The organism is Ruegeria sp. SCP10 (genome assembly GCF_040329495.1).
GTDB lineage: Bacteria > Pseudomonadota > Alphaproteobacteria > Rhodobacterales > Rhodobacteraceae > Ruegeria.
In genome coordinates, this window is sequence record NZ_JBDZYF010000001.1 from 1,142,116 (window position 1) to 1,159,915 (window position 17,800).

The 17,800-nt window shown below is 59.2% G+C and carries 19 protein-coding genes; 1 reads left to right on the forward strand and 18 read right to left on the reverse strand.

The window, feature by feature from the left end; all coding sequences use genetic code 11:
* Nucleotides 1-307: 307 nt before the first annotated feature.
* The 12 genes from ABLN87_RS05785 to ABLN87_RS05840 form a co-directional block, all read right to left on the reverse strand.
* Nucleotides 308-721 (reverse strand): hypothetical protein, encoded by a 414-nt coding sequence (locus ABLN87_RS05785; RefSeq protein ID WP_353008224.1) that lies wholly within the window; start codon nucleotides 719-721, stop codon nucleotides 308-310.
* Entirely contained in the window at nucleotides 708-2,042 is a 1,335-nt protein-coding gene (gene ftsA / locus ABLN87_RS05790; protein ID WP_170533075.1) for a cell division protein FtsA, read from the reverse strand. Before ftsA ends, ABLN87_RS05785 begins: the two co-directional genes overlap by 14 nt.
* Before the next feature lie 8 nt (nucleotides 2,043-2,050).
* The gene (locus ABLN87_RS05795) at nucleotides 2,051-3,058 is read right to left on the reverse strand and encodes a cell division protein FtsQ/DivIB (RefSeq protein WP_353008225.1); all 1,008 of its coding nucleotides are present in this window, start codon (nucleotides 3,056-3,058) and stop codon (nucleotides 2,051-2,053) included.
* The gene (locus ABLN87_RS05800; RefSeq protein ID WP_353008226.1) at nucleotides 3,046-3,960 is read right to left on the reverse strand and encodes a D-alanine--D-alanine ligase; all 915 of its coding nucleotides are present in this window, start codon (nucleotides 3,958-3,960) and stop codon (nucleotides 3,046-3,048) included. Before ABLN87_RS05800 ends, ABLN87_RS05795 begins: the two co-directional genes overlap by 13 nt.
* A 108-nt stretch (nucleotides 3,961-4,068) precedes the next feature.
* Nucleotides 4,069-4,995 carry a UDP-N-acetylmuramate dehydrogenase gene (gene murB / locus ABLN87_RS05805; RefSeq protein WP_353008227.1) on the reverse strand — a complete coding sequence of 309 codons (927 nt, stop codon included), beginning with the start codon at nucleotides 4,993-4,995 and terminating at the stop codon, nucleotides 4,069-4,071.
* A gap of 56 nt (nucleotides 4,996-5,051) precedes the next feature.
* The gene (locus ABLN87_RS05810; RefSeq protein WP_353008228.1) at nucleotides 5,052-5,294 is read right to left on the reverse strand and encodes a DUF2484 family protein; all 243 of its coding nucleotides are present in this window, start codon (nucleotides 5,292-5,294) and stop codon (nucleotides 5,052-5,054) included.
* Nucleotides 5,291-5,539: a DUF2484 family protein gene (locus ABLN87_RS05815; protein WP_353008230.1), complete on the reverse strand. Its 249-nt coding sequence runs from the start codon at nucleotides 5,537-5,539 to the stop codon at nucleotides 5,291-5,293. Before ABLN87_RS05815 ends, ABLN87_RS05810 begins: the two co-directional genes overlap by 4 nt.
* A 111-nt stretch (nucleotides 5,540-5,650) precedes the next feature.
* Entirely contained in the window at nucleotides 5,651-5,887 is a 237-nt protein-coding gene (locus ABLN87_RS05820) for a hypothetical protein (protein WP_353008231.1), read from the reverse strand.
* Complete coding sequence (gene murC, locus ABLN87_RS05825; RefSeq protein ID WP_353008232.1) at nucleotides 5,884-7,290, reverse strand: UDP-N-acetylmuramate--L-alanine ligase; 1,407 nt, start codon at nucleotides 7,288-7,290, stop codon at nucleotides 5,884-5,886. The genes ABLN87_RS05820 and murC overlap by 4 nt, the downstream gene beginning before the upstream one ends.
* Nucleotides 7,287-8,384 carry a UDP-N-acetylglucosamine--N-acetylmuramyl-(pentapeptide) pyrophosphoryl-undecaprenol N-acetylglucosamine transferase gene (locus ABLN87_RS05830; protein ID WP_353008234.1) on the reverse strand — a complete coding sequence of 366 codons (1,098 nt, stop codon included), beginning with the start codon at nucleotides 8,382-8,384 and terminating at the stop codon, nucleotides 7,287-7,289. Before ABLN87_RS05830 ends, murC begins: the two co-directional genes overlap by 4 nt.
* Nucleotides 8,384-9,547, reverse strand: a complete 1,164-nt coding sequence (gene ftsW / locus ABLN87_RS05835) for a putative lipid II flippase FtsW (protein WP_353008235.1) — start codon at nucleotides 9,545-9,547, stop codon at nucleotides 8,384-8,386. Before ftsW ends, ABLN87_RS05830 begins: the two co-directional genes overlap by 1 nt.
* A gap of 137 nt (nucleotides 9,548-9,684) precedes the next feature.
* Nucleotides 9,685-10,020, reverse strand: coding sequence for a cupin domain-containing protein (locus ABLN87_RS05840; RefSeq protein WP_353008236.1), 336 nt, complete (start codon nucleotides 10,018-10,020; stop codon nucleotides 9,685-9,687).
* 150 nt (nucleotides 10,021-10,170) lie between these two features.
* Between ABLN87_RS05840 and ABLN87_RS05845 the strand changes: the two genes are divergently transcribed.
* A complete protein-coding gene (locus ABLN87_RS05845) occupies nucleotides 10,171-11,355 on the forward strand; it encodes an NAD(P)/FAD-dependent oxidoreductase (protein ID WP_353008390.1) in 1,185 nt (394 codons plus the stop codon).
* A 10-nt stretch (nucleotides 11,356-11,365) separates the two neighbouring features.
* Here the strand turns inward: ABLN87_RS05845 and ABLN87_RS05850 are convergent, their stop codons facing one another.
* The 6 genes from ABLN87_RS05850 to ABLN87_RS05875 form a co-directional block, all read right to left on the reverse strand.
* On the reverse strand, nucleotides 11,366-11,740 hold the full coding sequence (locus ABLN87_RS05850; protein ID WP_170532131.1) for a glycine zipper family protein: 375 nt from the start codon (nucleotides 11,738-11,740) through the stop codon (nucleotides 11,366-11,368).
* Between the two features lie 108 nt (nucleotides 11,741-11,848).
* Nucleotides 11,849-13,249: a UDP-N-acetylmuramoyl-L-alanine--D-glutamate ligase gene (murD, locus tag ABLN87_RS05855; protein WP_353008237.1), complete on the reverse strand. Its 1,401-nt coding sequence runs from the start codon at nucleotides 13,247-13,249 to the stop codon at nucleotides 11,849-11,851.
* Complete coding sequence (locus tag ABLN87_RS05860; protein WP_353008238.1) at nucleotides 13,246-13,791, reverse strand: AAA family ATPase; 546 nt, start codon at nucleotides 13,789-13,791, stop codon at nucleotides 13,246-13,248. The genes murD and ABLN87_RS05860 overlap by 4 nt, the downstream gene beginning before the upstream one ends.
* On the reverse strand, nucleotides 13,788-14,870 hold the full coding sequence (gene mraY, locus ABLN87_RS05865; protein WP_353008239.1) for a phospho-N-acetylmuramoyl-pentapeptide-transferase: 1,083 nt from the start codon (nucleotides 14,868-14,870) through the stop codon (nucleotides 13,788-13,790). The genes ABLN87_RS05860 and mraY overlap by 4 nt, the downstream gene beginning before the upstream one ends.
* Before the next feature lie 36 nt (nucleotides 14,871-14,906).
* Nucleotides 14,907-16,301, reverse strand: a complete 1,395-nt coding sequence (locus ABLN87_RS05870; protein WP_353008240.1) for a UDP-N-acetylmuramoyl-tripeptide--D-alanyl-D-alanine ligase — start codon at nucleotides 16,299-16,301, stop codon at nucleotides 14,907-14,909.
* Nucleotides 16,298-17,779, reverse strand: a complete 1,482-nt coding sequence (locus tag ABLN87_RS05875) for a UDP-N-acetylmuramoyl-L-alanyl-D-glutamate--2,6-diaminopimelate ligase (RefSeq protein WP_353008241.1) — start codon at nucleotides 17,777-17,779, stop codon at nucleotides 16,298-16,300. The genes ABLN87_RS05870 and ABLN87_RS05875 overlap by 4 nt, the downstream gene beginning before the upstream one ends.
* Between the last annotated feature and the right edge of the window lie 21 nt (nucleotides 17,780-17,800).

The window sequence follows — 17,800 nt, forward strand, 5'->3', positions numbered from 1 at the left end:
TCTTACCTATCCTTGTTCGATTCTATCGTTGTGATGCGCAAAGGTCACGCTAAAAATCGCGAATTCCCACAAAATATGGAGGAAATAAGGCGCTATCCGGCGGTATTTCGCGCCACCTGCGAAATCTAGCGGATTGATTTAACGATGCTACAAGACAGCATAAATGTGCGTGACACCTTTCAGCTCACGTGCGGGTTGCATTCCCGGATTTCACAGGGCGGAAAACTGCTCATGGTCCTGCCGCCGGGCCTCTGACGGGCCTTGTGGATATCTTTATGGATAAATGCCTGCGCTGCAACCGGTTTCTTTAGCTGGTGGGCGCATTCGGACAGTTCAAACCTTTGTCAGAGATGTTTCGCGTTTCCTGTATTTCCCCATCCGACAATGAGGCCAGTCGCACCATCAGCCGGTCCTGATACAAAAACGGCCACCAACAGACCGGCACCCCGTCCGCGTCATTGTCATACAGAAAGCAAATCTGACCGTTCGGCGTGGTGATCTGACCATAGACGCAGCCACGGCCTTCTTCCCGCCAGACCGAGGTTCGGTGATTCAGAAACTCCTCGGTCCCGACCAGGTCCCCGCTGCGAATCTCGTAGAACATGACGGTTTTACCGACAACTGCGTCCAGAAAGGCTTCGGGCGTGATCCGGGTTTGCGCCAAGGCAGCGCCCGACCACAGCGTCAGAGTGGTAAGGCCGAGAACTCTACCAATTGTCACGGAACCACCGGACGGCGCGTTTGAACGGGCGCGCGGCATAGGTGTCTACCGGAATTTCGAAATCCCACCATTCGTCCTGCGGATGGGCCGCAAACAAGCTGAGCCCCACGGCAGACGAGAAGCCCGGCCCTGTTGCCGATTGCGGAAGACCATGTACGCGCAGCGGGCGGCCCAGGCGCACGCGCTGACCAAGGATGCGTGTGGCCAGCCCATCCAGCCCCATGATCTGACTGCCGCCACCAGTCAGAACGATCTGCTGGCTCGGCATATGCTCAAAGCCTGCTGCATCCAGACGCACCCGCACCTCTTCCAGGATTTCTTCGACACGGGGGCGCATAATGCCAATCAATTCGGCCCGGCTGACCGTGCGGCGATCATGCTCCCAATCGCCAGTATCTCCCCCGATATCGATCAGATCGCGGTCATCGGCACCGGTTGCGTGGACACCACCATTGAAGGTTTTGATCCGCTCAGCCACGGCCGCCGGTACGCCCAACCCCATTGAGATATCAGCGGTCACGTGATCCCCACCCATGCGCACGCAATCGGCATAGATCATGTGTTTCTTCATGAAGATCGACACGCTGGTCGTACCACCGCCCATATCGATACAGGCGGCACCCAGCTCCTGCTCGTCCTCGACCAGCGCCGAAACGCCCGACACATAGGCCGAGTTCGCAATACCGGCCAATTCCAGATCACAACGCTTGATACAGCGCACGATGTTCTGGATCGCAACCGCATCAACAGTCAGCATGTGCATGTCAACGGCTAGGCTTTGACCCAGTTGCCCACGCGGATCGATCAGGCCTGATCGGTTATCCAACGCAAAGTTCACAGGCTGTGCATGCAGCACCTCGCGCCCTGCCCCGTAATCCGGAACGTCACAAGCGTTAAGTACGCGGCCCACTTCGGCCTCGGTCACCAGCTGGCCTTCCAGATCAACCTGAGCGTCCAGCCCGTAAGAGCGCGGGTTTGCACCCGAGAAACAGGCAATCACATGATCGACGCGGATATCGGCCATTTTCTGCGCCGCTTGCAGGGCGGTCCGAATGGCGCGTTCGGTTTCCTGCATCGCGGTAACTTCGCCGAACTGCACACCCCGCGAACGCGTTGTGGCCGCACCGATGACGCGGAACCCGGTCTGACCAGCCATGGATCCGATCGTGTTATCCTCGTTCAGGCGACCGGTTCCGTCAAAGCGCAGCACCAAACAGGCAATCTTGGAACTGCCCACATCCAGAATGGCAATGACACCCCGCTGCATCGCTTGTCTGCGCATCTGCCGCATGGCGCGTTGGGACTGATAAAGATCGGTCATCATGGTCGTTACTGCCCGCTACTCACGTCTGTTTTTGTATTCCACCAGTCTTCGCTGGCGGCTTTGGTCATTCTGACCGTGGGACGCTGCCCGAGGCGCATGTCGACGATAGCGACATCGCGTTCCAAAAGATCTTGCACTTCATTGACGGCCAATACCCGTTCCAGCGCGCGCACCGGACGCTCGGTCGGCAACATGATGCGCTGCCCGCGATCCAGAACCAGATCCCAGCGCCGTTCGCCCATGCGCACTAGCCCACGCACCCGCGTGCCCAGGCTGCGCGCGGTCTGAAAAATCTCCAACGCTTCGGCAACGTGCAAATCCGCGCCCTCGCCCGCGATCAGTGGCAGATCAACGTGATCTTTGCGCGAGGCGATCTGGTCGACATGAACTCCGGTTTCATCCAGCAGTTCAATGCCGCTCCGGGTGCGCCAGACAATGACGGGCTGGCGTTCGATCACATCGACCTGCAATATACCGCCGGGCCGGATGCGCACGGTAGCCGTTTTCACCGGGTCCAACCCGATGATCGTGTCGCGCATCTGCTCGACATCCAGATCCCAGGAACTGATCGGGAAATCCAGCGGCACGACCTCGCGGATATCCTCAGCAAGGCTTGATCCCGCACCATCGATGGCCATTAGGTTGACCATAAATTCCGGACGTTCCTGAATCGAGGTGCGGATGTCGGCAATGTAGGTGCTGACCGCCTCACGCCGTTCGGCAGAAGCAAAGTAGAGCCCAACACCCGCAACGACCGCACAAATCGGCAAGCCTAGTTTGACACCCAATCGAATGCCAGGCGTCAGCATCCACCGCTGAAATCGGTAGCTCAACCGCGAAGGCGCCGGGTCCGAGCCGCGCGACGTACGCCCAAACAGCCGCGCCCCGCGCAGACGCAAGACGGGGTCCACCTCATGCGTATCTGTATCTGCAGATTCGAAATCCGCATCCGGCCCTGCAACGGGCTTGGTCCGGTGGATCACCGGCGCGCGGGTGGCACTTAGCGGTCGCATGAGGCGTCCTCCACCATCCAGGCGCACAGCTGGCCGAATGTCATGCCGCAATACTCACCCTGTTCGGGGACCAGCGAGGTACGAGTCATCCCCGGCTGAGTATTGGTTTCCAACAGCGCCAGACCATCAGCGCCTTTGGTATCATCCCAACGGAAATCGGTCCGACTGACGCCTTTGCAGCCCAGTATGTTATGGGCGCGCAGCGCGTAGTCCATGCACAGGTCAAAAATTTCTGCGGGAATCTCGGCTGGTAGAACGTGCCACGAACCGCCAGGCTTATACTTGGCGTCATAGTCGTACCAACCATCGGTCATGATCTCGGTCACGGTCAGGGCACGATCGCCCATCACAGTCACGGTCAGCTCTCGACCGGCCACATATTGCTCGACCATCACCTCATCCGGCATGTCGTCGGATAGCTGAGGCGGGCCGTTTGTATCCTCATGCACCAGATAAATACCGACGCTGGAGCCTTCATTGTTCGGCTTGACCACATAAGGTGGCGCCATCACGTGATCGGCCATCACGTCCTGCTTGGGCGCGATAATGCTGTCTGCGATGGGCAGGCCGTTTATGCGAAACGCCTCTTTGCTGCGCTGCTTGTCCATTGCCAGGGCCGAGGCCAAAACGCCGGAATGCGTGTATGGGATTTGCATCCACTCCAGCAGCCCCTGCACACAGCCATCTTCGCCCCAGCGGCCATGCAGGGCGTTGAAAACCACATCCGGCTTGATTTCCATCAGGCGCGCGTAGAGGTCGGGACCTGCGTCCAGCTCGACCACGTCAATGCCTTCTCCCACAAGGGCGGCTGCGCATTCGCGCCCAGAGCTGAGTGACACCTCACGTTCCGCCGAGGGGCCGCCCATCAGTACCGCCACTTTGGCGTTTGTCCTGCTCGACATACCCAATGTGCGCCTCAATGTCCCCGGACCTTATGTAATGGTCCGTACTGTGTTTATGCCTTTGATCCGTCGCCTGAATTTGCCTGTTTTGGTCTGACGGTTGGGGCTTTATTCTGTCAGCGGATCACCGACCCGCATGATTTCCCACTCTAGCGTGATGCCGCTTGTTTCGTAAACCTTTTTTCGCACCTCTTCACCCAGACCTTCCAGATCGGCTGCAGTGGCAGTGCCCGTGTTGATCAGGAAATTCGAATGCTTTGGGCTCATCTGCGCGCCACCTTTGGTCGCGCCGCGCATTCCGGCATCGTCGATCACCTTCCACGCCTTGAGGTCATGCACGTCATCCGCCCGCCCGGTCGAAGAGAACCCTGCCGGATTGCGAAAGGTCGATCCCGCGCTGCGGTCTTTGGTGGGTTGCGTTTCGTCCCGCTTTTTCCGCTGCGCCTCCATACGGGCGTGCAGCTCTGCCGGGTCGCCCGTGGGCCCTTCCAACGCGGCGGACACCAGAACGGCCCCTTCGGGTAGGTCGGATTGGCGATAGCGGAAATTCAAGTCGGCGGCAGAAAGATTAATCAATTCACCCTGCCGCGTGATGATCGTGGCTTCGCATAAGACGTCTGCCGTATAGCTGCCGTAGCACCCCGCATTCATCCGAACTGCCCCGCCGATCGATCCGGGGATCGTGCGAAGGAATGTCAGATCAACACCCGCATCTGCCGCCTTACGCGCCACATGAGCGTCCAGCGCAGCGGCACCAGCCGTGACGGTCGTGCCCTCGACCGAAATTCCGTTGAAGCCACGCCCCAACCGGATCACCGCCGCACGCAAGCCACCGTCGCGCACGATCAGGTTGGACCCAACACCCATGGGAAAGATCGGCACATCTTCGGGTAGCTCGCGCAGGAAGGCCTGCAAATCCTCAAGATCGGCAGGCTGGAACAGAAAGTCTGCAGGGCCACCAACACGGAGCCATGTCAGGTCGTTAAGGTTACGATTTTTAGACAGTTTGCCACGCGGCGCAGGAAGTGTTCTCATAAACGCTAGATCGCGGATTCAAAGGGATATGGCAACCTGTATCCGAAACTCAGCTATCAAATGCGTCGACGGATCCAGCGACCCAAATAGATCACCGGCCAGCGCAGCATGGACATGCCCGCAGCCAAAACCAACAACCCGATCCATGGGCCGTTCTCATAGGTAACATAGCCCAAAATCGGAATGCCCACGGCGATCAATACATAGGCGCGCGTCCAGTGGTTGTCCTTGCTGGGGATCATGGCCAATAGGTTGGCGGCCAGGCCCCAGAGGGCGGCCATAGCAAGCGACCAGCTCATTCCATTACCTCCCCGCGCACCCATTTGCGCCAGTAGTAGCGGATCGGGTTGCGGAACATTGAGACGAAACCTCCGAAGGCCAGAACCGACCAGAACCAGCCGTGATCATAGCCCAGCCAGACAATCAGAACTGGCGCGCAAATCAACAAGGTGAAACCCGGAGGGAATTGCAGCCGCATGGGCAACAACGCCACAATGGTGGCGCAGATCACCCAGATCGCGGCAAAGATCATCGAATAGTCCATGCGCCCCCTCCGAGGACTCGCGGTACCTGAGGTTATTGTATCACACTTTCAGGTTGTGCTGCAAATGAGGATTGGCACCAAACTGTTTGTTTTCTTTGCAACTCCTGACCATCACTTCGCCTTTGCAAGATACATCCGGCGCGCGAACCGACCTACACACCAACCAATCGCCGCAAACGGCCAAAGTGTCTTTATGACGAACACCATTGCTTCCGTACTGCCTGACGCTCCAAAAACGATGTAGCCGAAGGTAAAGCCAATCATCCCCAATGCAGCGCCACGAAAATGCTCGCTCGGAATGAGACCGAGAATGAGCCAATACACAAACGCCACGCTGTAGTAGGTCAAGCGAGTGTTCTCTGAAGTCTTTCCGGCAACCCGTTGGCCCAAGCGCTGATTGTACCCGCCCCCAGGCAGACGACCATATCCCCCGGACGCGCCTGTTCGCGCACGAGGCGTTCAAGATCGCCCTCGTCCAGCAACGCACGAGCATGCCGATGCCCATGGCGGATCAGCCCCTGCACCAGATCATCGCGCGAGGCCCCTTCGATCGGGTCTTCACCGGCCGCGAAGATATCGGCAATCGCAACCACATCCGCGTCGTTGAAACAGGTGCAGAAATCATCGAATAGATTGGACAGACGGGAATAGCGGTGCGGCTGGTGTACGGCAATCACGCGTCCCTCAGTCGCCTGACGCGCAGCTTTCAGCACCGCAGCGATTTCCACCGGATGATGGCCGTAGTCGTCGATGATGGTGACACCATCAATCTCTCCGACCTTGGTGAAACGCCGGTTCACGCCGCCGAAATTGGCCAGCGCCTCGCGGATTTCAGTGGTTTTCATGCCCAGATGGCGGGCGACAGCCACGGCAGACAACGCGTTTGAGACGTTGTGATCACCCGGCATCGGCAGCGTGCAGCCCTCAATCACCTTGTCTTCGTATTGCAGATGGATGTCGAAATGGGCGACGCCGCCTTTGTAGGTCAGGTTTTCGGCGCGCACATCGGCTTGCGCGTTGAACCCGTAAGTGCGCACGCGGCGGTCAGTGATACGCCCGACCAGAGCCTGCACTTCGGCATGATCCGTGCAGCAAACGGCTAGGCCGTAGAACGGCAGGTTCGAAACGAACTCATAAAACCCGTCGCGCAGCCTATCGAAATCGCCCCAATGCTCCATATGCTCGGGGTCGATATTGGTGACGATGGCGATGGTTGCGGGCAGACGGTTGAACGAGCCATCGGATTCGTCGGCCTCGACCACCATCCATTCGCCCTGCCCCATCCGCGCGTTCGAGCCATAGGCGTGGATGATCCCGCCATTGATGACCGTAGGGTCGAAATCACCCGCGACCATCAGTTCGGCCATCATCGTGGTCGTGGTGGTTTTGCCATGCGTTCCGGCAATGGCGATGTTCGACCGCAGGCGCATCAGCTCGGCCAGCATATCCGCACGACGGACAACAGGAAGACCTTGCGCGCGCGCCTCATCCAGTTCCGGGTTGCCCGGTTTGATCGCCGTCGATGTGACGACGACAGCAGCGTTTTGCAGGTTTTCGGCCTTTTGACCCACGAATATCTCGGCCCCCAGAGACGCCAACCGATCCGTGATCTTCGAAGCCTTCAGATCCGACCCCTGGACCCGGTAGCCGAGGTTTAACAGCACCTCGGCGATCCCCGACATCCCGATCCCACCGATCCCGACGAAATGGATCGGTCCTACGTCCTGCGGCAGTTTGGTTGCTGGGGTCATGTGGTCTCCTTCTGCGCCAGTTGCTCGACAAGGGCGACCAGACGCTCAGTAGCGTCGGGGGCACCTGTCGAGAGGGCGGCATGGGCCATTTTCTGTGCGGCTTCGGGGTTGGTCAAAACCGTGGTCATTTGCTCGGTCAGTGAGGGAACGTCAAGCGCCTTTTCAGGGATCATGATCGCCCCACCCGCCTGCACCAGTCCTCGGGCGTTGGCGGTTTGGTGATCCCCTGCAGCGGCGGCGAAAGGAATCAGGATCGACGGGCGACCGATGACCGAGATATCGGCCACGCTCGACGCGCCCGAACGGCTGATGACAAGTTGCGCATCCGACATCCGGCGCGGAACGTCATCAAAAAACGGCTGGACTTCGGCGCGAATGCCGTGATCGGCGTAGAAGGCCGTTACGCGGGCGCCATCCTCGTCCCGGGCCTGGTGCGAAACGCGGATGAACCCGCGCAGGAATTCAGGTAGAGCGGCAATTGCCTCGGGCACCACATCACTGAGAATACGGGCGCCCTGAGAGCCGCCCATCACCAGAACCGACATCGGATATTCGCCGGGTGGGATATAGGGCGCACCCGCCCGTTCCAACACTGCGGCCCGGACGGGGTTGCCGGTATGGATGCCCTGCGCGCCTTCGGGCAGGTCCGTCGGCCAGACACCGCAGGCCACTTGTGAAACGCGCGTGGCAAATAGCTGGTTCACCCGGCCCAGCACCCCGTTTTGCTCATGGATCATGCGCGGGAGTTTCAGCATCACCGCCGCACCCAGAGCTGGTATCGAGGGATATCCGCCGAAGCCCACGACCACATCCGGTTTGTCCCGCATCATCTGAAACGCCATGCTGGCGACGCCACCAGCGATCTTAGGACCGACCAGTGCCTTAGCCGCTAAACCGCCTCGCGCGAAAGTGGCCGAGGAGGCTTCGACAATCTCGGTCGTGTGCGGGAAGCCACCGGTATAGCGGGCCCCACGGGCATCGGTAGACAGACGCACGCGCCAACCTTTGTGCAACATCGCCTCAGCCAGGGCTTGCGCCGGGAACATGTGGCCCCCAGTGCCGCCCGCCGCAATCAGAAGGTAGGGTTTGCTCATCAGCTTCGTCCGCGCAGAATATCGCCAAGCTCGCCTTGCGGGCGGGTTCGGGTGAAGGCCAGCAACATACCGATGGCGATGCCGCCTGCGATCAGGGACGAGCCGCCGTAGCTGACAAAAGGCAGCGTCATACCCTTGGCAGGCAGCAGTCGCACCGCAACACCCATATTGATCATCGCCTGGACACCAAACATGCAGGCCAGGCCAGTTCCCGCCAAGCGGATGAACATATCCCGTTCACGCATCAACCTCAGCAGCGAGCGCACCACGATGATCGAATAGAGCGCGATGATGATCAGCACCAGGATAAGGCCATATTCCTCGGCCGCCACGGCGATGATGAAATCTGTATGCGCATCCGGCAGAGACCATTTGACCTGCCCCTCCCCCACGCCCACACCGAACAAGCCGCCCTCGCGGATAGCATTGGTGGCATAGCCAAGCTGAGTGGTCGGGTCGACCTCTTGATTCAAAAATCCGTCAATACGGCGTGCGAAATGGTCCGAGCTGGAATAGGCGAACATCCCCGCCAGAATGACTACACCCGCCATGCCAACCAACAGCAGCATGGGGGCGCCTGCCACGAAATACATCACGCCCCAACCAAACAGGATAAGGCAGGCCTGCCCGAAATCAGGCTGCATCACCAACATCCCAACAATCGCCATACACAGGGCAAAAGACCACAACCGCCCCGGAGGGCCGTTGATTTCCTGCGATGCCGCCAGTAGCCACGCCGCAACAACCACAAATCCGGGCTTGAGAAACTCGGACGGTTGCAGTGAGGCAAAGCCGAGCGAGTACCAACGTACTGCCCCTTTGCCGAAATCCGTGCCAAAAATCGGCAGAAAGGCAAGCGCAACAAACGCCCCCAGAAAGCCCAGCACCGCCAGACGGCGCACCAAAGTCGGCGACATCATCGAGGTCAGCAACATCGCAATCAGCGCCAGCCCACCGAACAGCACCTGACGTTCAACATAGTGAAACGGATCGAAGCCGTTGCGCCCAGCCAGTGGCGGCGAGGACGCCAACCCCAACAACAACCCGATGACAAACAGGATCAGAACGCAGGACATCGTCCAGCGATCAATCGTGCGCCACCACTTTGGTAGAATCGGTTCGCCGCGCTGGTCTTGGACCGCGCCATACACCATCTCAGTCATGAGATACCGCCACTTACTGCCTCGTTAACGCCCCGTTTTCGGGGTCTGTGTCGAAGTGTACAGGGATTTTGGGGATTGGGCTAGGGAAATGAGGGGCATAAGCGGAATTCGATCAGCCCCAGAGATATGAAAGTGCGTTACGCTTTGATCGGATACCGGTCCGGTTCCTCAAAGACATCAATCACGCGCGTACCTGCCTTGATCCGGCCTCCGTGTTCGACCCCGGCTGGGATCGAGTAGTTTTCACCAGGACGGTAGGTTTTCGTCTGATCTCCGATTGTCAGTTCAATCTCACCTTCAACAACTGTACCCCATTGCGCGCCATGAGAATGAAGCGGAAGCTCCATTTCCTTAAGAAAGGTAAAAAACGCCACCAGCCCCGCATCCGAGCGAATTACCGCCGTCTGCACCACATCTTCGGGGAAAGGAACGTCGAGTTTTGGAAAGGCCACCATAAAATCAGGGAATCGCATGAACTGTTCCTTCTATGCAGGTAAGTTATCACCGCAGGATGACAGTGCGTCCGGCAACTGGCAATGCGGATTTCCCGCGCGGGATTGCACCCTGAACGAGACGATGGCGCGCTCTTGCGTTCTGGCTCAATCCAAGCCATCCCCCCACCCATGACCTACGACACGATCATCCTTGGGGCCGGAGCGGCCGGCATGATGTGCGCCGCCCATTGCGGCGGACGCGTATTGGTGATCGATCACGCGAAAGCGCCGGGTGAGAAAATCCGCATTTCTGGCGGCGGGCGCTGCAATTTCACCAACATGTATGCGGGACCGGGAAACTTCCTGTCGCAGAACCCACATTTCTGTAAATCCGCTCTGGCGCGGTATACGCAATGGGATTTCGTCGATCTGGTCGTGCGCCACAAAATCGCATGGCATGAGAAAACACTGGGGCAACTGTTCTGCGATGGGTCCTCCAAACAGATCATCCAGATGCTGCTGGATGAGATGACGCGTACCGGAGCAGAGCTGTGGGTGCGGACCGAGCTGAAGGACCTGCGCAAGACTGAAAGGGGCTTCACACTGGAGGTCGAACGCGAAGGACAGCGCCAAAGCCTGACCTGCTCCAATCTGGTTCTGGCCACCGGCGGCAAGTCAATCCCCAAAATGGGCGCGACAGGGCTGGCCTATGATATCGCCCTGCAATTCGGGTTGCGAATGACTGAAACCCGCGCCGCGCTGGTCCCGTTCACGTTCTCAGATGGGAAGTTCAAAGACCTCTCAGGCGTGTCGCTGCCAACACGATTGTCAAACGAGCGTACCAGTTTTGACGAAGCGCTTCTGTTCACTCATCGCGGCCTTAGCGGGCCGTCGGTTCTGCAACTCTCATCCTACTGGCGCGAGGGTGAGGCGATCCGCGTGAACCTGATCCCCGATCTGCCTTTGTTCGACCTGCTGCGGGATCAACGCCAAAGCGCTGGGCGCAAGGATTTGACCACGGAACTGGCGCGCCACTTGCCCGCGCGGCTGGTCGATTACCTCAGCCAGCAGATGCCAATGCATGGCAATCTGGCCGACCAGTCTGATGCGGCGCTCAGCGATCTGAGCTCTGCCCTATCCAACTGGCAACTGACCCCATCGGGCACCGAAGGCTACCGCACGGCCGAGGTCACGCTGGGCGGGATCGACACAGATGGGCTGTCCTCAAAAACGATGGAGGCCAGGGAGATCCCCGGCCTCTATGCGATTGGTGAAGCGGTGGATGTCACCGGCTGGCTGGGCGGTTATAACTTTCAATGGGCGTGGTCCTCGGGCCACGCCGCCGGAACCGCCATTGCAAGCCGCTCGTTTTGACGATCAAACCTTAGCCGACGACGTTGTAGCCACGCCCGCGCATGCAGTTGCGCACGATAACCTCTTGATTTTGGGTGTTCTGTAGCGCGCTTGCACCCGCACCGATCAGAGCACCCGCAACAGCGGTACGGCCCAGATCGCTGGCACTGTCATCGATGATCGCTTTTGTACCAGCGGCACCTGCAGCACCAATCGCCGCTGCACCCGCAGTTCTGCCATCAACGGTTGGCTGTGTTCGGGCCAGAGCCTGACACTGCGCCAGGTCTGCGTTGTAATTGGGACCGATGTTGCCATCGATGATCGGCGTGTAGTTCGCGCCAGAGCTGGCACAGGCTCCGACCAGCAGCACCGCTGGCAACACCATAAATTTCTTTCGGTTGGACATATCCGTAACCTCGTTTTCTAAAGTCCTGCCAAGGCAAGACCAAATCCGCTAGGGCGTCAAGACGATAGCCCATTTGCCCTTGTGAACAAGTGGCAAACTGTAATCGCTCTATTCAGCCAGTCTTTGCAGAACACTGTCAGCAAAATCCTCGCCACGTCGTTCAAAACTATCATACTGGTCAAAACTTGCAGCAGCAGGCGCAAGCAAAATGGTATCACCTGCTTCGGCATCTGCCATCGCCTGTTCGACCGCCGCAGCCATTGTTGTGCAAACCTGTGTTTCGACGTTCAATTGCATTGCAAAATTCGCAGCCTCACGCCCAATGACGTAAGCCTTCAGCACGTCGGTGGTTGCCTCGTTAAGAGCAGCCAGCCCACCCTCTTTCTCCAACCCGCCACAGATCCAGCGTATCCGCTTGAACGCCCCCAGCGCCTTGACCGCACTGTCGACATTTGTGGCTTTAGAGTCGTTCACATAAGTCACGCCCTGCGCTTCGGCGATAATCTGGCTGCGATGCGGCAGGCCCGGATAGCTGTGCAACGCGTCTTCGATCACCCGAGGGGCCAAGCCCAGCGAACGGCAAGCGGCATAGGCGGCACAGGCGTTTTGGTGGTTATGGGTCCCCGGCAAGCCCTTGATGGCGCGCAGGTCAATCGAGCCCGCCTGCCGCCCCTTGCGGTATTCTGAAAGGAACCCTTTACGGGCAAAGACCTGCCAGCCCGGACCGGTCAGCTTACGATCGATCGAAACACGGATAACTCGGTCATCCGCTGGCCCCTCGGCCATCTGCCCGGCCAGAAACGCGCCCTCGGCCTCATCCACTCCAATGACAGCACGATCGGGCCCACCTTCGGCAAACAGGCGTCTTTTTGCAGCGAAGTAACCACCCATGCCGCCATGGCGGTCCAGATGATCTGGCGAAAGATTGGTGAACACCGCCACATCCGGTGTCAGCGACCGGGCCAGTTCAGTTTGATAGCTGCTGAGTTCCAGCACCACGACCGAACCATCGGTGCCGGGATCAATATCCAGCACGCCCCGCCCGATGTTTCCTGCCAATTCGGCTGATCGTCCGGCCTCAGTCAGAATGTGGTGGATCAACGCTGCGGTGGTTGACTTCCCATTCGACCCGGTGACAGCAATCACACGCGGCAGAGTATCAAAGTTGTTCCATTCCGGCCCTGCGAAGGAGCGGAAGAACAGGCCGATATCATTGTCTACCGGAACGCCCGCCTCCAAGGCCGCCGCAACGATGGGGTTCGGAGTGGGATAGAGATGCGGGATGCCCGGCGACACGATCAGTGATGCGATACCCTCCAACGCCCCGGTTCGGCGCAGATCGGTACAGTCGAACCCTTCGGCCTGCACCTTCTCCCGCGCGTCCGGATTGTCATCCCAACACACCGGCTGTGCCCCGCCTGCACGCAACGCTCGTGCGGTGGTCAGCCCAGATCGCCCCAGCCCCAGAACCGCAACTTTCTGTCCTGAAAACCCTTTGACCGGGATCATGTCGTTTGCCCTTTGTTTAGCTGCGCCTCAAACCAATCTGCCCGGTCTGCAACTGGCTTTTTCGGAACAAGCACAGTTTGAAACCCGAGCGTTGGTAAGCGGTCGCACAAAGCCTCATACTCTTCAAGTGCGTCGGACAAGTCATGCCTTCGCTGTTCGTCTTTTACATAGATTTCGGGCCACGGAGGGAACAGATAAACGCAGTGATCGTATCCTAGGCTTAGTATCTTATCCCGAATTGAACTTTCCAGATTGGCACCGGTTCGATCAAACCAAATCAAGGCGTCCAGCGCGGAACGGTCGAATAAGACCAAACCATCTGGAGCCTTGGTCACATCATTGAAAGATGTTTGGATCACCTTACGGCAAAACGACTCGGGATTGATCCAGGGCAAGCCATCTCCGCTGTGCTCTTGCTCGGCTGCGATCACCCGACGACCCGGTTCCGCGACCGTGGCATAGCCGCGTCGCGCCATTTCCTCTAGTAGGGTGGACTTGCCACCGCCCGAACATCCGGACAGTACAACCCGACGGTTCTTCAACGCACCTTCAGCGTCGCCAACCCAATCATCGCCAGGATCAGCGAGATGATCCAGAAGCGGATCACAATGGTCGGCTCGGCCCAGCCCTTTTTCTCATAATGATGATGGATCGGGGCCATCAGGAAGACGCGCTTGCCGGTGCGTTTGAAATAGAGGACCTGAATGATCACGCTCAGCGCTTCGACCACGAACAACCCGCCGACGACGGCCAGCACCAGCTCGTGTTTGGTGGCGACGGCAATGGCCCCCAGCGCGCCGCCCAGTGCCAGTGATCCGGTATCGCCCATGAACACAGCAGCGGGCGGGGCGTTGTACCACAGGAACCCAAGCCCCGCGCCAAAGAGGGCCGAGGTGAAGATGAAGATTTCACCTGTCCCGGGCACATAATGCACGTCCAAGTACTCGGTAAAGTCGACCCGCCCGACGGCATAGGCGATGATTCCAAGCGTCGAGGCAGCAATCATCGCAGGCATGATCGCCAAGCCGTCCAAACCATCGGTCAGGTTCACCGCATTCGCCGCCCCCACGATGACGACAATAGCGAACGGGATGTAGAAGATGCCCAGATTAACGAGCGTATCTTTGAAAACAGGCACAGCAAGTTGGTTTTGCAGCGCCTCAGGATGATGCAGAACTGCCCATAGCGACGCCAGTACAGCGATGATGACACCCAAAGCCATCCGCATCTTGCCGGAAACGCCCTTCGTGTTTTGCTTTGATACCTTTGCGTAGTCATCCGCAAAACCAATGGCCGCATAGGCCAAAGTCACGAACAGAACCATCCAGACATAAGGGTTGTCCCACCGCGCCCAAACGAGGGTCGAAGTGACCAGAGCGCCGACGATCAGTAATCCCCCCATAGTTGGGGTACCAGCTTTGGAAAAATGCCCCTCTGGCCCGTCGTCACGAATCGGCTGGCCTTTGCCCTGCTTCCTGCGCAGCACATTGATAAGCGGTTTTCCAAAGATGAAGCCAAAGATCAGCGCCGTTAGAAAGGCCCCGCCCGCGCGGAATGTAATGTAGCGGAAGAGGTTCCAGAAATCCCCTCCGTCCGACAAGGCGGTCAACCAATAAAGCATTACAAAACCTTTCTTACACGAGGCCTATGGGTAAGTTCACCCGTCAAGCGCGCCCCCTTGCCCCATTTTGCGCAGACCGTCAACAATCCGCGCCAGAGCCATGCTCAAGGAGCCCTTGGCCAGCACGGTATCGCCGGTTTTGATCAGATCAGGCATGTGCTCAGCCATCTCGACGCTGGTTTTAAACCACAGCCCGCGCTTGTCATCTGGCAGAGCCTGATGCAGCGCCTGCATTAGCGGGCCGATACAATGCACCTGATCCACACGGGCCATCGCATTGACCTGCGCCATCGCCGCGTGCATGGCCTGTTCCTGCGGCCCCAGCTCTTTCATGTCCCCCAGAAAGGCGATCCGGCGCGCACCTTGGGATGCCGCCAGCACGTCCAAAGCAGCCTCCATCGAAGTCGGGTTGGCATTGTAGCTGTCGTCCAGCAGTTCGATTTGTCCGCCATTTGCCAATGGCAAAGTCTCGCGCACCCCGCGACCTTTGACCGGAGACCAGTGCTGTAACCCTTCGATGGCCTGTTCCAGATCGACGCCCAGTTCGACACAGGCCGCCAAAGCGCCCAACGCATTCATTGCAAAATGCGTACCGGCGGATTGGACGTCGAAGGTGAACTGCGTATCACCAACCGAGGCTTGGGCCTGAACCGAATCCGGTCCGGCGGTCACATCCGTCAGTTTGTAGTCTGCGGCCTGTCGGCCAAATTCGACTATACCTGCGCCGTGGTCTTGCGCCGTCTGGCGCAGAATTTCGGCATGCTCGATATCGGCATTGACGATGGCTGCGCCGCCGGGTTCCAGCCCCTCGAAAATTGCCGCCTTTTCATGGGCGATTCCTGCAACCGACTCAAACGCCTCAAGATGCACCGCGGCTACCGTTGTCACCAAAGCCACATGCGGGCGGGCCTGACACGCGAGCGGAGCAATCTCGCCGGGGTGGTTCATCCCGATCTCGATCACTGCAAATTCAGTGTCTTGCGGCATCCGCGCCAAAGTCAGGGGCACGCCCCAATGGTTGTTATAGCTGGCAACGCTGGCATGGGTCCTACCCTGTCTTTCGAGGATGGTCGCCAGCATTTCCTTGGTCGAGGTTTTGCCGACACTGCCGGTCACACCGACGATACGTGCCTTAGTGCGCGCACGCGCGGCTTGGCCCAGTGCTTCCAAACCGGCCTGAACATCCTCGACGATCAACAGCGGTGCGTCTTCGGGCACGCCCTCGGGGACATGCGAGACCAAGGCAGCCCCCGCGCCTTTCTCAAGCGCCTGAGCCACAAAGTCGTGCCCGTCTCGCGCAGCTTTCAAAGCAACAAATAGGTCGCCAGGCTGCAAGGTGCGCGTGTCAATTGACACGCCATTCGCCGTCCAATCAGTAGTCGCGCGACCACCGGTCCCTTCGGCAGCCTCGGCCGCTGTCCAGAGCGTCATGCGACCCTCCCATCCAGAGCGGCCACGGAGATGCTGGCTTGTTCGACATCATCAAAGGGCAAAACCTGATCACCAACGATCTGGCCGGTTTCATGGCCCTTACCAGCGATCAGCAGCGCGTCACCCGGTTGCAAAGCGTCGATGCCGCGCAGGATCGCTTCGGCGCGGTCACCTACCTCCGTCGCGCCCGGCGCGCCTTCAATCACAGCGGCGCGGATGGCGGCGGGGTCTTCGCTGCGCGGGTTGTCATCGGTGACAAAAACGATATCGGCGTGATTGGTTGCGGCCGCGCCCATCAGCGGGCGTTTGGTGGCATCGCGATCTCCGCCCGCGCCGACGATAGCGATCAGACGGCCCATGACATGCGGGCGCAGCGCTTTCAAAGCTGTCGCAACAGCGTCGGGCGTGTGAGCATAGTCCACAAACACCGCCGCGCCATTGTCGCGGGTGGCAGCCAGTTGCATGCGGCCTCGGACCGTTGTCAGGTGTGGCAGGGTCTCGAACACTCTCTCAGGGTCGTCGCCTGCTGCGATGGCCAGCCCACAGGCTAGCAGGATGTTTTCAGCCTGAAACCCACCGATCAGGTTCAGGCGCGTCTGGAAGGTCTTGCCCTGCCACGAGAACCGCAAATCCTGCCCGGTCGTGTCAAACCTTTGGTTCATCAGGCACAGATCGGCCTCACCCAGCCCGACGGTCAGCACCGACTGCCCCCGCGCTTCGGCGATCTTGCGGACTTGCGCGCCCTTGGGGTCGCTGAGGTTGACGACCGCTGATGCGTCCTGTGGCAGAACCCGGTCGAAAAGCCCCATCTTGGCGGCGAAATACGCCTCGAAGGTTTCGTGATAGTCCAGATGATCCTGCGTGAAGTTCGAGAACCCGGCAGCGGTCAGATGCACGCCATCCAACCGGCGTTGCTCCAAACCGTGAGAGGAAGCCTCCATCGCCGCATGGGTCACGCCATTCTCCGCCGCCTCGGACAGGCAGCGATGCAGGGTGATCGGTTCGGGCGTTGTGTGAGCCAGCGATGCGGTCCAAGCGCCTTCGACCCCGGTGGTGCCAAGATTGACGGCGGCATGGCCAAGCTCGGTCCAGATCTGGCGCACGAAACTGGCAACCGAGGTTTTACCATTGGTCCCGGTAACGGCAACGATGGTTTGTGGCTGCTGGCCAAACCACAGCGCCGCCGATCCGGCCAGCGCCTGACGCGGGTCTTCGACGACGATTAATGCTGCGTCCGAGGCGGCCAGTTCCGTTGCAGCGATCTGCGCGCCCTCAGCGTCGGTCAAAACGGCAGCGACCCCCATGCGCAAGGCGTATTGAATGAATTCACCGCCGTGGACGCGCGTGCCGGGAAGGGCCGCAAACAGGAAACCCTCTTTGACCTCTCGGCTGTCAACCGCCAGCCCGGTAATATCCGGGTTCGCGCCGCCGCGCGCGGTCAGGGCCAGTTGGCTGAGTTTCTTTATCCTTGCGCCCATGACCTACCTGTTCTCTGGCAC

Bases quoted from the DNA above. Each gene is read 5' to 3' on its own strand.
- ABLN87_RS05800 (WP_353008226.1), bottom strand. From the start codon at position 3,960: ATGTCGAGCAGGACAAACGCCAAAGTGGCGGTACTGATGGGCGGCCCC.
- murD (WP_353008237.1), bottom strand. From the start codon at position 13,249: ATGATCCCGGTCAAAGGGTTTTCAGGACAGAAAGTTGCGGTTCTGGGG.
- ABLN87_RS05845 (WP_353008390.1), top strand. From the start codon at position 10,171: ATGACCTACGACACGATCATCCTTGGGGCCGGAGCGGCCGGCATGATG.
- ABLN87_RS05875 (WP_353008241.1), bottom strand. From the start codon at position 17,779: ATGGGCGCAAGGATAAAGAAACTCAGCCAACTGGCCCTGACCGCGCGC.
- ftsA (WP_170533075.1), bottom strand. From the start codon at position 2,042: ATGACCGATCTTTATCAGTCCCAACGCGCCATGCGGCAGATGCGCAGA.
- ABLN87_RS05830 (WP_353008234.1), bottom strand. From the start codon at position 8,384: ATGAGCAAACCCTACCTTCTGATTGCGGCGGGCGGCACTGGGGGCCAC.
- ABLN87_RS05810 (WP_353008228.1), bottom strand. From the start codon at position 5,294: ATGAGCTGGTCGCTTGCTATGGCCGCCCTCTGGGGCCTGGCCGCCAAC.
- ftsW (WP_353008235.1), bottom strand. From the start codon at position 9,547: ATGACTGAGATGGTGTATGGCGCGGTCCAAGACCAGCGCGGCGAACCG.
- mraY (WP_353008239.1), bottom strand. From the start codon at position 14,870: ATGCTTTATTGGTTGACCGCCTTGTCGGACGGAGGGGATTTCTGGAAC.
- ABLN87_RS05840 (WP_353008236.1), bottom strand. From the start codon at position 10,020: ATGCGATTCCCTGATTTTATGGTGGCCTTTCCAAAACTCGACGTTCCT.
- murC (WP_353008232.1), bottom strand. From the start codon at position 7,290: ATGACCCCAGCAACCAAACTGCCGCAGGACGTAGGACCGATCCATTTC.
- ABLN87_RS05870 (WP_353008240.1), bottom strand. From the start codon at position 16,301: ATGACGCTCTGGACAGCGGCCGAGGCTGCCGAAGGGACCGGTGGTCGC.
- ABLN87_RS05815 (WP_353008230.1), bottom strand. From the start codon at position 5,539: ATGGACTATTCGATGATCTTTGCCGCGATCTGGGTGATCTGCGCCACC.
- murB (WP_353008227.1), bottom strand. From the start codon at position 4,995: ATGAGAACACTTCCTGCGCCGCGTGGCAAACTGTCTAAAAATCGTAAC.
- ABLN87_RS05850 (WP_170532131.1), bottom strand. From the start codon at position 11,740: ATGTCCAACCGAAAGAAATTTATGGTGTTGCCAGCGGTGCTGCTGGTC.
- ABLN87_RS05795 (WP_353008225.1), bottom strand. From the start codon at position 3,058: ATGCGACCGCTAAGTGCCACCCGCGCGCCGGTGATCCACCGGACCAAG.